Below are 14,239 nucleotides of genomic sequence, written 5' to 3'. Positions count from 1 at the left end.
ATGAGTTTCTTGCTTCAGTAACCGTATTTGCTCAGCAATTTGCGCAGGAATTCACGCCGCCTTTGAGCGATGCACAGAATTAGGTAATCTCGCTCGTAGTCTTTGGTCGAGAGGTGTCCGGCATCCACAAGGCCATGGATGTAGCCTTCTGCTTTGCCTCTCGCTTCGAGCAATGCCTCTATTGTGTTGCTTTGGTAAATGTCTTCTGCCAGTAGTCGCCACCGTTTCTTCTGGTGCTGCCCGACTGGGTCGTTCGAAAATTTCGGTGCGTTGATCAGGGTGTTGAAATCGACACATGCGTCAGTTGCGTTCAAGGCGGACTCTCAGTATTGATAACTGAGCGAACGCTATCATGCGCATGTTAAATCGCTTGCTGTTAGCTGGTTTTTGTAGGCGCTGGCCCGAAGGGGCGGCTTCAATGATGGCGCGGGCTTTCGATGGCGCCTTGAAACCTGGAGTTCGATATGGGGCACCTCAGCCTAGAGGACATCTACCCCGATGACGTAGAAAAGTACGGCCATTTACGGGTGGGAATGACTGACCTCTATGTAAAAGATAATCACGCCATTTATGGCGTGGTAACGTTTGGCGAGTATCGCAAATTGACCAGCAGGTTACTACGTGACGAGGCGATGCAAGTGATAATCAGCGCCAAGCTCACCGCTCTGCCCGAGGGCTACGATCCATGGATCTGGAGGATCGAACGTAATCGCGCCTTACACCTCAAATATGGGGAAAAGTTCGATCCATGGGTAGACGACTAATCGACCCCTCGTCCAATCAAATTGCAACGCCTCATCCTACTGCCCCCCTCATCTTTAAGTTAAATGAGCAGATCATTTTGCTGAAAGAATTCCTGCGTCTTTCACAAGGACAGCACCAAATAACCACACGAGTGCTGCAGTATCAGTGACCATCAGAGCTCTTTATCTTCACCCCGAACCCAATCGTGATCAGGAACGGTCAGTGTTCCGATAGGGCCGTCCGATTGTTTTCTCAGGATTTCTTCGTGCTGAGAAATTGCCAGCGCGAGCATCTGGATTGCAGATCTCGCGACCCGAAGGGCACGCAGCGCCTCATCGATAAAATCTGAGCGGTTTAGATGCTCGATTTCAGGAGCTTGCTTTAATCGCAGCATTGACGCCGATGCTTCATTCACGTGTGTGATTTGGTGTAACGTAACAATACTGATTACTTAGGGTGCTCACATGTCTAAACTCGCAGAATTCCGCCAACTTGAAAAACACCTCGCCGAACAGCTCCAGGCTCTGGAAGCCCTCAAGGGTGATGAAGGCCTCAAGAAAGAAATTGAGTTTGAAACCAAATTGCGCGATTTGCTCGCAAAATACGGCTACAGCCTCAAGGATGTGATCAACCTGCTTGATCCGCAAGCAGGTCGTCGCGCTCCAGCCGCTGACTCCAAAAACGGTAGTCGCAAGCCTCGCCAGTTGAAGGTTTATAAAAATCCTCACACTGGCGAAGTCGTTGAAACCAAGGGTGGTAATCACAAGACTCTGAAGGATTGGAAAACAAAGCACGGCGCTGCGACCGTCGAGTCCTGGCTGACCAAGTAATTTCGGGATGTAAGAACGAAGGGCCCTCCAGGGCCCTTTTTTTGTTTTGTAGTCAAATCAGTAATTACTCTCCCGTGACTTGTTTTTGATCAATCCAAAGCATCTTATAAGTTATCCGGCATTAGGTGAGATCCAACCTCTGATAACGCCCGGCAGAGGGCAGCCAACTGTCCAACAAGGCTTCGACTTCAGCACTGCTTATGAGACCCATTGGATATCGCTGTAAAAGGGTAGCCTGGTATTCAGCTGTTCTGATCACTGGAGAATTACGGCTAAAAAACGCACTAATGATCCTCCTTCGTGAGCTGAGGTTGGCAGCTATGCACCAAGTCTTTAGCCAGCACGCAATATTCATAAAGCCCCCTTTGAGAATCTTGGCGGAAGAAACCTAAGTGACGAATGTGACAGTTAGAAGACAGGGCGATGACGATGGATCAACGGTTATTGTCGACATTCTGGACGACAGTTTTTGACCGCCTTAGGCTCTGAGGCGATGGGTAGGCCTACGCTGATGTATTCCGAGTTTTTAACGTGACGAACATCTTGATGCGGTTATGGATTTCCTGGAGGGCATGGCGAAAAGGCTCAGGCTTTTCACTGTTAGCCGGATCCTCGAAGTTCCAAGTCATTATCTCTTCTGATGATGGCATCCGGGATGCTTCCTCAGATGATTTGTCACACAAGGTGACAACATAGTGAAAATTCTGCCCCTGAAACTCGTCGATTGATTTGCTTCGTAGCCCAGTTGAATCGACGCCAATATGCCAGAGCGTTTCGAGCGTGCGCTGATCTGTTTCACCATAGTCACCCCACGTGGGCGGAAAGGGTTGCCCCTCCGAAGTGGCGCAAGTCAACTGTAAAGTTGATGAAAATAACCATTGGCTACATTAGATATGCCGAATCAATTGGTGTTACCTGCATGAGGATGTGCAACAGGAATCCAAAGTCATCTAAACTTCGGCCAAATGATGGGGGTGTGTATAGGCTCCGTCAACATTAGAACGGTCTCGAAAAATTAATATCGGGTAGGCGCGAATTATTGTCTTTTAACGGCAGGTACAGGAGTCGAATCATGGCGGATACTAAACCGGATGACCCGCTGATCAAAGTCGAGGTGGCAGCAGAACCCGCTAATGAGAATGCCGGACATACGACTGCTATAGAGACTTCAGCCACTGCTAAAACTGCAGAATTTGATCAGCCTGCAGAAGCTACCAACACCGGAGCTAAAGTCGCTGAAACTGAAATCATTAGAGATAAACCAAAATTGTTATCACTGCCGGACGGGACAGACAACAATCCTCCTGGGCATATTCCGCAATGGCAAACGAAAATTTGGGGAGGGGTTGCACTAGGTCTCGGCTTGTGTAGCTTTTTGCTTATCTGTTTGGTCGGTTACTCTGTTTATAGCACCGCGACGATTATCACCGATAAGTCAGGAGCTGATCTATCGTTCACATTTGCAGGTCTGACACTGCTCAACACAACTCTTTTGCGGCTTTTGTCGATGCTTATCGGTTCAGGAATTATTTTTGGTGGTCTGGCCGTTTCATTTTTTTCAAGTGGCGACTCAACTAAAATTTCTCTTCAAGCAAAAGAGACGGCCGGGGATACATTTAAAGCGCTGGTGGCGAGCAATACCCCTGGCATTGTTGGCATATTTATTGGAGGTGTCATAATTGTTGCTACGTTATATTCAAAAGGAGAGTACAACTATACTTCACCAGAGCGATATACTTATTATCCCGGCGCCAAGCAGAACTCGAGCATCCCGCAAGTTGAAGTCACGGAAATTCCTTCGGTTGAGGATGCTAAAAAGGCCAGAGCCACTCCACCAGCGGACACCACAAACGCGGATAAAACAAATGAATACAAATAACTTGTTGATGATGTGTGTGTTTGTTCTATCAACTCCTGTGGCTGTATTGGCAGCAGACCTTGACTGTAAAACTGCTGATGACTTGGCAGCTAAATCGTATAACCGGGTAAGAGACTCCATTAAAGCTAAAGACCAAGCCGCTAGCGCCATGTATAGCAGGTCGTTCTGGGATATTGAAGAATTGAGTAGACACTGTCCTGACGTAAAATTCTTTGCAGCCGTGTTGGATGGTATCGACTACACCAGAAAAGATACTGTTGTGGCTAACGTTACCAAGGGGGCTTCGTCGTTTAAAGCCGACGCTTCTGCTCCCGCCTCCATAGCCATAATGCCCAGGCAAGCCTATCAGCCATGCACTCCTCCATGTGATGGAGTGGTAGTAGGCTCAGGTGGTGGAAGTGGTGGAGGCCGGGCATTTGAAGTTCCCCCTGAACTTCGTGGCAGAGAGAGGGTTATAATTGAACTTCCCAATGATGCAGGTTCGAAATTTCAACAGGACAAAATAATCAAGTTTGATCAACAGAGAGGTCAAATTATGCATTAGAGCTAATGTCGAAATTAAATAAGCTGAGCTGTGCAATTTAGGTGTCCACATAATATTTTTTATTTTTTGGTCGTCAGTAGTATAGGCTGCCACCTATAGATGTATTGCAGTAAACAAGTCAGTTGACATGTGGCGGGCAATCTAGGAGGAAAATAGCATTTTTCCTTCTGGTAAGTGTGTCTGGTACGGAAGATCCAGTTAAGATTTTGCCAATTATAAGAAGCTAATTTAAATCCTACGCATCCACTAATGCTGAGTCAGGATCTAATAGTAAATATGGGATGATTTCAGACTTCCACGAGCTTGCATAATACCTTTTGGCCTGGTCTTCAGCTAAATGTATAAAGCTTTCCCACTGTGAAGGATGGATGGTCTGGCAGCCTTCACTTGAGGTGGTATTGTAACCGCCGCGATGGATGTTAATTCCGAAAAAACCCGTGTCTAGGTAAGGCGGATCGCCGTCTCTAGTCACAGTAACTTTCCCTTCGCGCTGGCAGAGTGCAAGATAATCACCTTTATGATAGTCGAAGCGGTGCGCATACCATACCCCAGGGTTCAGCGAAGCCATACCTTTTTCAGCCCCATTCCCTTCTCCTGTTCTATATTTAGACGGGTCGGTGTTGCCGTTGTAAGCGACCATTGCGTGAGGTGAATAAATAAAAATTGCATCATCATATATGCCTCTATCATTTACCTCTGGGGCGCCCATTTGATCTCTATAGTAACCTCTAATGCCAATAACTATGAGGGGGTATTTTTTGTGGTCAATATTATACGGCTCTAATAACTCTTCAAGTTTTGAGGTGCTTAGCCTTGGTTTTTCTGGGGTTAACATTGCAATCTGCTCCACAATATTGAGTAGAATTACTAAAAAAATCCATACATATTTCAGTTTAGGTGATATTTTAAGCTGTGGGTGGGATATGACGAGCGGCGTTATGTCGATGTAGATCGTGTCACCTATCTTACAGTCTTAGTCTGCGTGGCAAAATCTTGATGACCCTCTTCAAAATGCGATTGTCAGGGGTGGGGTTTGCTTGATTCCTGATAGGTTAATTTTTTCAAGGCGAGCAGCAACTGCCGCCCTCTTTGGCATCAAGGTCTACCGTTTCAAAAACCAATGGATTCCTCGGTGGTAATACAGAGTGCGTCAATACCATGTTTTTGAAGTCGTCCCATGGAAACTGAATTCCCGGGTCGTCTCTGCGTGTAGGGTCTAATTTTGCATGAGAGATCACGTGTTTGAGGTTGGGATACTTGGCCCAAGCGTAAAGCACAATCCTTGCCGTCATGGTCACTTGCCAAGTTGAAAATGGATCTTGGTAGTTCTGAACATCTTGGGTGTTAACTATTTCGATACCGAGGCTTCTGTTGTTGACATTCGGCCCATCGCCTAGAGCAGTCTCTGCGACAGTAATAGCGTCCCGAACATGATATGCGGCTTTCGCTTCTGCGACAGTTCCCCAAACGAAGTGACCATGTTGGGGCTCCTTCTCGTCGGGGATGATCCAATGGGCACTTGCAACCTTCTGATGCCAGTTTTCTACCGCGTGGGATGTGGCGTATCCAGCTGTCGCATGGATAACGACTGTATCAATGGCTTCGAATACGTCTTTTCCTCGCGAGCGAGCCCGATTTTGATTAAGCCATTCGAAGTCCGGATGGAGTTCTTCTTGCAAAGGGGAGTAGCTTGGCCGTGCTTCAGGTGGCAATTGGAAATAATAGTCTATTGGCTTAGGCATTTCTGTCCTTTCCTAGGTTGAGAGCACCTCGGCTGAAGCGTTTCTTCTTCTGAGTGGTGACTGACAGCATTCCGTTTGATACTGGCCATACAGAAAGACCGAAAATCCGCTCAAGTCAAAACTCAGCGTAGCTGGAATTTGTGATGAGCTATCACTTTCGAGCAGGAAGTTTTCCGGCTTACGACTATCATCAATTTCAGCCTTCTGACACGCGAGATCGACGGCAGGGAGAGGAAATGAGGACGAGAGTTATTTTTTTATTGGTTGTTGGAGGAGTTGTTTCAGGATGCGGCCATCTAGCGCCAAATATCAAGGACTTGGAGGTGGTGGCCGACCGCCCCACGACCATTGAAAACTTTGCGATTGCCTCAGAAAAAACAATACTTCAATACAGGGCTAAAATTGCTAAGCAGGAGGAGCGAGAGTGGGACACTGGTTCTGCCAACTTGATCGGTGGAAGCATAGGTGCGATCGGTGCAGTGGCTCAATCAATTCCAGTCGCTGGAGCGGGAGCACTGACTGTCGGTGTGTCTACATTGGTCTCCAGTTTCTATGGTGTTGAGAAACAAAATGACGCATACACATCTGCCTATGTGTCGACTAAATGTCTGAGAGAGCTGGCTCTAAATTTGGATAGCCCTGCCATGGAGTTCGTTATCGCTCCGTCTGGAGGAGGAGATGCTACTACTTACGCCTTGAAGCTTTTAAATGCCGGAATGTATCGAATGGAGGACAAGCTATTTGCTCGATTACGGAAAAGGGCTGTCAGTACCGCTCCAGATTTTGTACAGTTCCAATCCTATCTAAAAATGGGGCTTGCATCCGCCAAAGCACCAATGGCCGGAGTCGACAAAAGTAAAAGTGTTGCTTTCATATTCAAATCTGATGGAACGCAGACAACGATAAGCAAAGAAGAACTGGAGCGCGTCCAAATCGCTGTTGGAAGGCTTGAGGCGGACGTCGGTGTTTGCGTCTCGGCGAGTTAAAGGCATGTATCCGAACAGCAAGTCTTGATTGATTAGACGTGCTTACCATTATGCGACTGCCATTGGTCTAGTTTACTCGAACACAGCGTCGATAGGCGTGTGTAGGGCTTGTGCACGTACTTTTGTTATCGGAGCTTGATGTCATATACAGCATGCCAGCGAGCGTATAGCGTAGGGATATACGGTGAGCCACTCTTGGCTCTCTTCATAACCTTTAGATCTGCTATGACCGGGCATCTGGACGCCTTCATTCCCCTTGAGCGTAACGTTTCGAAAATTATCCTAGATCCCAGCCCTGGCGACGATTCTGATCTAAGTGTTACACAGGGCAGATCGGGCGTACTGCAATGGTCTGATTTGCTCAGTCGTTCCTTCGGGCCTTGTGCCCGCCTATGACTGGTGACCCAAATGGCCTGCTAGGTTCCGACTGTGATTACAAGCAAAATTATTCAGAATTATGGCAGGGCGATAATTATGGCTAGCCAATAATTTAAATAATTCACAGTCGTTTGCTAAGCGTTCGTAATCTCGCGTCGCTATCAAAGGGGCTGCGTGCGCAGCCAGGCGCTTACCTTTTCCTGCTTGTTCAGAATCCTTGGCTTCGGCATTCCAGCATTGAAGAGAGCGAGCAGTCGTTGTCTGTTCGTCCCACCAGGAAACGATTCGGCGATCTCGACGTTACAGTGGTTGGATTCACTCAAAGCTCACCTTATGATCATGTCCGTAGCGGCTCTGGAATGATCGGCCTTGGTTGACCACTACAGATGATCTTTTTACTAAGTCTTTGGTTTTCTTAAGCAGACTCATTGCTGAAAAGGCGAGGTGGGGCGGGGCTAGTCCTGGGGGGGCGGTGGGGCTCGCGGGCATAAACTGGGTCACGGTAAGGTCATCCGCTTGGACGCGACCTCTCATTTGCTTGGCTGCTTGTGACGAGCATACATTACTGCCGTGCCACCTGAAGTACCTCTGGCCTGTAGTTCAAAGGCGTGCGGATAGCCTTTGATTAGGTCACTCAGTTTTTTGTAGCCATGAGTGCGTGGATCAAACTCCGGACGTAGTTTCGTAATGTTCGCGCCTAGCGCGCCTAGGTGTGCCCATCCATCCTCGTCAGCAATGTCGTCCAAGATTTTGGCGATGAAGCCCACCGGTGCCTTAGGCTTTTTGGATGGCTCAGTAACTAATGGCTTGGCCACATCAGGGGGCGCAACAGAAGCCATACTAGGCTCACCATTGATAGGTGCGATGACATCCTCGCGGAGTAACTCGATGTAGATGAATTTGTCGCATGCGGCCACGAAAGGCTTGGGTGTTTTCTCTTCGCCGAACCCGTAAACGGTCAAGCCCTCTTCGCGTAATCGAGAAGCCAATCGCGTGAAATCGCTGTCGCTCGATACTAAGCAAAACCCGTCGAAGCGGCGAGTGTATAGCAAGTCCATGGCATCGATGATGAGCGAACTGTCAGTGGCATTTTTGCCTTTGGTGTAGGCGAATTGCTGGATGGGTTGAATTGAGTGATCAAGCAGGACTTTCTTCCAGCCGCCGAGATGAGGGCCAGTCCAGTCGCCGTAGATGCGCTTCACGCTTGCGACGCCGTACTTAGCAATTTCTTCAAACAGGCCTTCGACGATTGCCGCAGGGGCATTGTCAGCGTCGATCAACACTGCGAGTCGCTTTTGAGCATTACTGGCGGTATGCGCGGTCATGGTTCATCCTTGAGTGAGCGCGTCACCATATCTGTAAACGAGGCTTCGGTCGCTCGTATTTATACCCGTTGAGGGATACTTTATTTTGGAGGCAACGATGCCTGCTTAAGGTGTGAGGACTAATAAATCGATGTCCCAGGATCTCCTCCCAATCTCGCAATCCCCTGCTTTATATGCCCCGCATTCTCGCCAATCGTTTCCAGTGCGATACGCGCATTGTCGCAGGCCTCAGATGAACCGCGCTGCTCCTCCAGCAGGACGAGCTCCATCAGTGCCGCTTCGATTGCTAGTTGGTTTTCGTACATTCTTGCCAGTACGTCGGGGAGGGAATATTGCTCGGCCATGACGCGACTCCGTTCGGGTGAAGAGCAAAGCGTAGCAGGGGTTTGATGATGACCTGGAGGGGAGTGTTTGTTCCTTCGGGCCAATAGGCCCGGCTCACCTAGTCAGCCGAGCATTTCCTTAATAATGGACGCCACATTCCTGGCATCCTCGATCCCAGGGTGATAGGTACCCAGCCAAAAAACAGGCCCAACGACTCTACTAAACACCTCGTAGTATTACGGCGATGAAGATTAGTGAGCAGCTTTAATGATGTCAAATATTGTAGCTATTAAAAGAAATATAAATCCTACAATCCATAGCCATAAATGAGTCCAAGGAGCCTCGTCCGATCTCGAAAGAAGTGGGGCTTTCTTCTGGGTTTTTCGTAGATTATTAATTTCCTCTTCTAGAGGTGCTCCAATTTTTTGCATTGTTCCATACGCAAGTCCCAGCCATGCCAGAAGTTTCGATGTGATAATTGTTACGTTAAGAAGTACATTGTGAGCACCGGTAAATGATAGGTACGTCGCAGTTAATATAAAGCATGCTAATCCTGTAGCTCCATAAACTAGGAAGACTCCTAGTGTTGTGTCAGTGAAATATATCTTGGAGGCTATGCGTACAGTGGCTCTCGCGAATCCATTTAATCGTTTTTTTTCGCTCATTCCATTATCCCCTTTTGCTCCATATTGATAGAAGTCCGAAAATTCGGGTGTTACACGTTCGATGGATCTTCCTAACAAGCCGCTAGCGAGCCCTAAGCGAAAGATTTAACCATTAATCTCTAGCGTTATGCACGACAGGATCCGACGCAAGCCTCGACTGGAGTCGCGGTATTCGGGGGGATTTGCCGGACTCCGTAATGGTGAGGATGGGCTCCGAGGGGCTTCAGTGCGTCCGCAGGAATTGGCCTGCCGACAGAGCCAAGAAAACCTTCATTGAGCCTTATCAAGGTCTGTGACTGGCCGTTTATTTCGTTCGCGTAGTGCTAGTGATGGAGTCAGTGCGAGCTCGAACATCACAGACAGTGTGCCGTCCTGATTTTCGTAGTAGGAATGGCGCCGATACTCCGCCTGCCCTAGGTGATACATCCCTCCACCGGGGCGTAGTGAAACGAACATCTGCACCTCTCTGCCATCAACTACGTGATTGTATAAGGCAAGATTGGCTCGTACTAGGATGGGCTCTATTGATGTTCCAGAACCCCGGTACCGAACGATTAGCTCTTCGGCACCATTTGGCCCTAGCGTTTTAACCATCGCGGGCTCATCGGAATTGAACAGAAATATGGCTTTCGCTTCCGAGGCGACGGAAATCCCCGTCATTCTCGACCCTCCGAGCGCTTCGTGCAGGTCGCGCCGAAACTGGAATGTCGCCATCAATTCCTGAGCGGACTGGCGAATCGATTCCCTATCTTTCATGGATAATCTCTTCCGATGCTGACTTAGCAACGTGGTGAACTCCACCACTGTCACACGGAGCTTATCGATTTCCCAGTCAAAGACTGGGCGATGATGCATCACCCGGTTTCGTAAGCCGATAACTTCTTTTTTCCACCGAGATTTCCAACTTTGCCAGCTCGGGAGATCGTCGAAGAAGGGCGAGAAAACCACGTCCCAGAAGCTGCGCTTCTTCATCCGTTGGGCTAGGGTCGCCCGAATATCCTTCAGATCGGTTCCAACCTCCAGCAAGCTCAACAAGTCATCAGCTGTGATTGATCGTTGCTCCGCCCAGGCGGCGAGATCCAACGTCACTATTTCAAGGAGATGATCGAGCTCCGTGAATTCCACAGGATGCTGATAAATCGCACTCTGACCCTTTTGAAGGGTAGCCAAAACGCGTGAAGAAATTCGTGCGTCGTCTACCATGCTCAACCAATCGATGCCCAGCCCGGCTGCGATCATGGCCTCGTTGATGAACGCACGGAGCTCCTGCTCGAGCCGCCCAAGTAGTGGATAGGCCTCGTTGCGCAGCGCATCACCTAGCTCATCTAGCACTCTTACAAACGGATGATGGACAGCGAAGTCCTGAGACAGAAGCATGTGCGCAGAATCCAAAGGCTTACGCTCTCCTTTGACCTCAATCTCCAAACCTCCCTTCGAGACCTGGTAGATTTCCACTCTCAATGGTTCGCACTTTTTACCTAGCGCCTCAACCACGGTCGCCCGCATTTGAGCGGGGTTGTACGTGGAGGTGGTAATGAGTCTAAGCGTGTAAATTGTCATTGCTGATTGTCCGTAATCTCACTGCATATGCTGCTCGAGGTGAAAAGGTTCCGCCGCCAGTGATTGGGATGGCGTCCGTAAGACTGCCCATGCTGGATGAAAAGGGTAAGCGTATGACCGGCCCGAGGACTTTTGTTATATTGAGGTCGTGTCTTTTGAAGGGTGGAACAGTCATTTGTTCGTTTTGCGCAGCCCCTAGGTGCCTACCGCAGGCATTCTGCCATGCATAAGCCGAGACCATCCTTAGTTTCTGGCTCCAGTCGCCCACTTGGGTTTCTATAAGCAATAAGAGAAAACCTGCCATTTGCCGCAAGCGAGTCACTCTGGCATTTAATGTCGCTATTGCTCTTTCGAGCCCCGAGGCCCGGCTCACTTAATCAGCCGAGCATTTCCTTGATAATGGAAGCTACGTTTCTAGCATCGTTTATTCCCCGGTGATAGATACCCTGCCAAACCAAGCCCAACGACTTTACCGTTTGCTTAAGTGATTTAGGTCGATCGTCGTATAAGCCGGCATGCCATTTCCTGGCATTGAAATGTGGCAGTCCCTCGAACAGAGAAGGGCACCCAGCTAAGCCAGCATCGCGCTCAAGCTGTCTCGCATCGTAGTCACCCCAAGATGCCCAAGCCGCGTTTGGATAACTTGCAGCAAATGTTCGTAGCTCGCCGCCGACCTCTTGATACATTCGGGCACCGTCCACGTCCACCTGTTGAATGGAGGTGAGCTTTTTGCAGAAATCGGTCAGGGTAGGGTTGATCTGGGGTCGAACGAAGCGCTGGAATTCATAGACGATCTCAAGTGATTCCAGGTCTATGACAACCAGGCCAATCTCAATCGTTTCCATCTGATCAGAGAGAACGGCGAGAGGTCTGGGTGATTCCGACTCACCAACCTCATCACAGGTCGCCTCAAGGTCAACACAATGGAGGTAGCGGTATGGCGCGAGAAGATTTTGGATAGACTGGAGGAAATTAAATTTTGCTTGGATGCTCATAGCATGGGTGTCCTAGTGTCATCTAGCCGAGCTTTGAGCCGGAGAACTTGGTCTAAAGGTTCGACCCACGTAAATGGGGTGTTTGGTAACTCATGGATTGGAAGTTAGAAAGGTGCATCCGTCATCTCTATGTGCTTGAGCTTGCCAACGGCAAATTCTACGTAGGTCAGGCCAAAGACCCAGACCGGCGCATTCGCAAGCACTTCAACGGGAGCGGTTCAGCATGGACACGTATGCATCCTCCAGTAAAGGAGCTGTTGCGCAAGTGTCTTGAGGACGTTGATTATCGCGCTGGTGAGCTTGCGGAAAACGAAGTCGTGTTGCAGCTGATGCGTCAATATGGCTATGAGAACGTGCGTGGCGGTTTTTTTACGAACACAAGTGATGAGCATGTTGAGAAGGCGCTCATCAGCCATGGCTATGGTTCAATACTCTCGACCTCGTCATCCTTGGACTGCCTGACCGACACAAGTAATCAGCTATGCAGCGCAGCCAGGACACTTTTACCAAGCTTGCCATTGAGCCTGGCTCCTTCTTTCACCTCCGGCCAGTCATCGCGACATGCTAAGGAGGAAGTTGAGTACTTCCTTTTTATTTTAAAGCTGGAAGGCGACCGCTACTACGTTGGTTACAGCAGCAAGCCGGACGCGCGTATTAAGCGATATTTCGCCGGCAAAGGATCGGACTGGACAGGGCTTTACAAACCCGTTGAGGTATTAACCACGCGCTCCCTAGGCGCATTGCGCGAGTCTGACGCGGCCGCAAAGACTGCCGATGCTACCGTTTCCATGATGAGACTGGTCGGTTGGCGCAACGTACGCGGCGCTGCCTGGAAGTCGGTTGACCCTGACGTTGTCTTCAAACAACTCCATGCCTATGGCTATTACGATGATCCGCAGAGTAGGCAAATCTAACCTGGGATACGGTGAGGGGCGGAAGTATCAAAGGCTCGACCCGCGTGACACATCGCTAGCCAATACGTGACCGATTCTGGGGCTCCATCGCCCGTTGATCAGCGAACCATCCTCTAGGTGTGAATAGCCCCAGACCGAAAATGGCGTTAGCATTTCGTTAAGAGCCTGTTTTTCAGATCAGGCCGCATCGTGGAAAAGCGAAAACGCCTCCAAAGTGGAATCGAAGGGCTCGACGCTCTGCTCAAGGACGGTCTGGTTCGATAAAATGAAAGCATCTTGCTATCATTCCAGCATGCTTAGTTTTACATAGAAGGAGTAGATGTGTTGACAGGAGAGGGTGCTGCTATCGCCAGCCAGAATGAAAAGCCCAAGGCAAAACCTCTGTGGGGCAACAGATTTACGGCTTGGTTTTTGAGCATGGCAGTCAATCTGGGGTTGCCGCTGCTTCCTTTGGGAGTTGAGTACGCCTTACACGATAAGCAGGTCAGTGCTTCAAATCTTGTACTTGCAGCCAGTATGTATTCAATTAGTACAGGTGTAGTGTCTAGAAATAGTATATTTCTGATTTTCTCTTTGTTTGCCTGTATTTTCTATATCGCTGTTTTTGGGTTTTCTCTGTCTGTTATAAATTTCAATGATTCGTACAATGCGGTTTGGGTGATCGGAGCGTCATTCCTAATCAATGCAATGATAAAATTTAAGTATCATGTTATTGAGTCTCAGCCGTATAATGACTTTTCACTGAGGAGTGAGTGAATATGGACTTTGATAAAATTCTCGCTTTCCTTCCTATGTTTGGGTCTATTGTCGCAACTCTGGCAGTCATGATTTCGTTGCGGTCTCGGATGCATGCCGAAAAAGAATTCGTGAAAGCTATTGAGTATGAGTTAGAGACGTTGAAAGCCCACTCGGCTAGTTTTGGCGAATTGCATGAGCTTCGTCAGTTACCGCCTTCCGTGAATGAAAGTCAAGAAATAACTACTTCGGTAGCGGATCCTTTTGACATGGATCTTCATTGTGTCTCGGATGACGTTGAATCAAAGCTTAAAGCGCTGGAAGATTTGAAGAATAAGTATTTTGACTCTCTGGCCTATTTGGCTTCAACAAGACATAGTGATTCGGATGTAATAATTCGTGCATTGAATCATTTGGAAGATGGCGATCGTCGTCAAATAAATCAAACGCTTAGCAAATATACTGAAAGTGGTCGAGTGCGCTATCTTGAAACTGTATTGGATCGAGTGGCTAAAGCAATTGCGTCCAAGGGTAAAGTGAGCATTTTTTAGGCGGGGCTGTCCTTTTCGCAGTCATGGCGTCATTTTTCACGTACGGGTAAGAAATCACGGGAACTGA

General features: G+C 48.7%; 18 protein-coding genes. 8 read left to right on the top strand and 10 right to left on the bottom strand.

The window, feature by feature from the left end; all coding sequences use genetic code 11:
• Window positions 1–14: 14 nt before the first annotated feature.
• Complete coding sequence (locus JFT81_RS08465; protein ID WP_201226925.1) at window positions 15–314, bottom strand: hypothetical protein; 300 nt, start codon at window positions 312–314, stop codon at window positions 15–17.
• Between the two features lie 150 nt (window positions 315–464).
• Between JFT81_RS08465 and JFT81_RS08460 the strand changes: the two genes are divergently transcribed.
• Window positions 465–764, top strand: coding sequence for a hypothetical protein (locus JFT81_RS08460; RefSeq protein ID WP_201226924.1), 300 nt, complete (start codon window positions 465–467; stop codon window positions 762–764).
• 152 nt (window positions 765–916) lie between these two features.
• Here JFT81_RS08460 and JFT81_RS08455 read toward each other — a convergent pair whose 3' ends face one another.
• Entirely contained in the window at window positions 917–1,138 is a 222-nt protein-coding gene (locus JFT81_RS08455; protein WP_201226923.1) for a hypothetical protein, read from the bottom strand.
• A 70-nt stretch (window positions 1,139–1,208) separates the two neighbouring features.
• On the opposite strand from JFT81_RS08455, the gene JFT81_RS08450 reads away from it, so the two are divergent.
• Window positions 1,209–1,574: a histone-like nucleoid-structuring protein, MvaT/MvaU family gene (locus tag JFT81_RS08450; protein ID WP_201226922.1), complete on the top strand. Its 366-nt coding sequence runs from the start codon at window positions 1,209–1,211 to the stop codon at window positions 1,572–1,574.
• A gap of 503 nt (window positions 1,575–2,077) precedes the next feature.
• Here the strand turns inward: JFT81_RS08450 and JFT81_RS08445 are convergent.
• The gene (locus tag JFT81_RS08445; protein WP_201226921.1) at window positions 2,078–2,428 is read right to left on the bottom strand and encodes an arsenate reductase ArsC; all 351 of its coding nucleotides are present in this window, start codon (window positions 2,426–2,428) and stop codon (window positions 2,078–2,080) included.
• 218 nt (window positions 2,429–2,646) lie between these two features.
• On the opposite strand from JFT81_RS08445, the gene JFT81_RS08440 reads away from it, so the two are divergent.
• The gene (locus JFT81_RS08440) at window positions 2,647–3,453 is read left to right on the top strand and encodes a hypothetical protein (RefSeq protein ID WP_201226920.1); all 807 of its coding nucleotides are present in this window, start codon (window positions 2,647–2,649) and stop codon (window positions 3,451–3,453) included.
• Complete coding sequence (locus JFT81_RS08435) at window positions 3,440–3,997, top strand: hypothetical protein (protein WP_201226919.1); 558 nt, start codon at window positions 3,440–3,442, stop codon at window positions 3,995–3,997. The genes JFT81_RS08440 and JFT81_RS08435 overlap by 14 nt, the downstream gene beginning before the upstream one ends.
• 235 nt (window positions 3,998–4,232) lie before the next feature.
• On the opposite strand, the gene JFT81_RS08430 is transcribed toward JFT81_RS08435, so the two are convergent.
• The gene (locus JFT81_RS08430) at window positions 4,233–4,832 is read right to left on the bottom strand and encodes a hypothetical protein (protein WP_201226918.1); all 600 of its coding nucleotides are present in this window, start codon (window positions 4,830–4,832) and stop codon (window positions 4,233–4,235) included.
• 226 nt (window positions 4,833–5,058) lie between these two features.
• Complete coding sequence (locus tag JFT81_RS08425; protein WP_201226917.1) at window positions 5,059–5,739, bottom strand: N-acetylmuramoyl-L-alanine amidase; 681 nt, start codon at window positions 5,737–5,739, stop codon at window positions 5,059–5,061.
• 143 nt (window positions 5,740–5,882) lie between these two features.
• Here JFT81_RS08425 and JFT81_RS08420 point away from each other — a divergent pair, with 143 nt between their 5' ends.
• Window positions 5,883–6,725, top strand: a complete 843-nt coding sequence (locus tag JFT81_RS08420) for a hypothetical protein (RefSeq protein WP_201226916.1) — start codon at window positions 5,883–5,885, stop codon at window positions 6,723–6,725.
• A gap of 908 nt (window positions 6,726–7,633) precedes the next feature.
• On the opposite strand, the gene JFT81_RS08415 is transcribed toward JFT81_RS08420, so the two are convergent.
• The 5 genes from JFT81_RS08415 to JFT81_RS08395 all read right to left on the bottom strand — a co-directional run bounded on the left by JFT81_RS08415 (window position 7,634) and on the right by JFT81_RS08395 (window position 11,972).
• A complete protein-coding gene (locus JFT81_RS08415) occupies window positions 7,634–8,428 on the bottom strand; it encodes an NYN domain-containing protein (RefSeq protein ID WP_201226915.1) in 795 nt (264 codons plus the stop codon).
• A gap of 119 nt (window positions 8,429–8,547) precedes the next feature.
• The gene (locus tag JFT81_RS08410) at window positions 8,548–8,772 is read right to left on the bottom strand and encodes a hypothetical protein (RefSeq protein ID WP_201226914.1); all 225 of its coding nucleotides are present in this window, start codon (window positions 8,770–8,772) and stop codon (window positions 8,548–8,550) included.
• 231 nt (window positions 8,773–9,003) lie between these two features.
• Window positions 9,004–9,417: a hypothetical protein gene (locus tag JFT81_RS08405; protein WP_201226913.1), complete on the bottom strand. Its 414-nt coding sequence runs from the start codon at window positions 9,415–9,417 to the stop codon at window positions 9,004–9,006.
• 270 nt (window positions 9,418–9,687) lie between these two features.
• Window positions 9,688–10,977, bottom strand: coding sequence for a hypothetical protein (locus JFT81_RS08400; RefSeq protein WP_201226912.1), 1,290 nt, complete (start codon window positions 10,975–10,977; stop codon window positions 9,688–9,690).
• A gap of 377 nt (window positions 10,978–11,354) precedes the next feature.
• Window positions 11,355–11,972 (bottom strand): 3'-5' exonuclease, encoded by a 618-nt coding sequence (locus JFT81_RS08395; RefSeq protein WP_201226911.1) that lies wholly within the window; start codon window positions 11,970–11,972, stop codon window positions 11,355–11,357.
• A 92-nt stretch (window positions 11,973–12,064) separates the two neighbouring features.
• Between JFT81_RS08395 and JFT81_RS08390 the strand changes: the two genes are divergently transcribed.
• The 3 genes from JFT81_RS08390 (at window position 12,065) to JFT81_RS08380 (ending at window position 14,172) form a co-directional block, all read left to right on the top strand.
• Entirely contained in the window at window positions 12,065–12,886 is an 822-nt protein-coding gene (locus JFT81_RS08390) for a GIY-YIG nuclease family protein (RefSeq protein WP_201226910.1), read from the top strand.
• Window positions 12,887–13,207: 321 nt separating this feature from the next.
• Entirely contained in the window at window positions 13,208–13,642 is a 435-nt protein-coding gene (locus tag JFT81_RS08385; protein ID WP_201226909.1) for a hypothetical protein, read from the top strand.
• A 2-nt stretch (window positions 13,643–13,644) separates the two neighbouring features.
• On the top strand, window positions 13,645–14,172 hold the full coding sequence (locus tag JFT81_RS08380) for a hypothetical protein (protein WP_201226908.1): 528 nt from the start codon (window positions 13,645–13,647) through the stop codon (window positions 14,170–14,172).
• Window positions 14,173–14,239 lie beyond the last annotated feature (67 nt).

This window comes from Pseudomonas sp. TH43, from assembly GCF_016650635.1.
Lineage (GTDB): Bacteria > Pseudomonadota > Gammaproteobacteria > Pseudomonadales > Pseudomonadaceae > Aquipseudomonas.
Note: the sequence above shows the minus strand (reverse complement) of the source record. Positions and strands in the feature narration are given on the sequence as shown.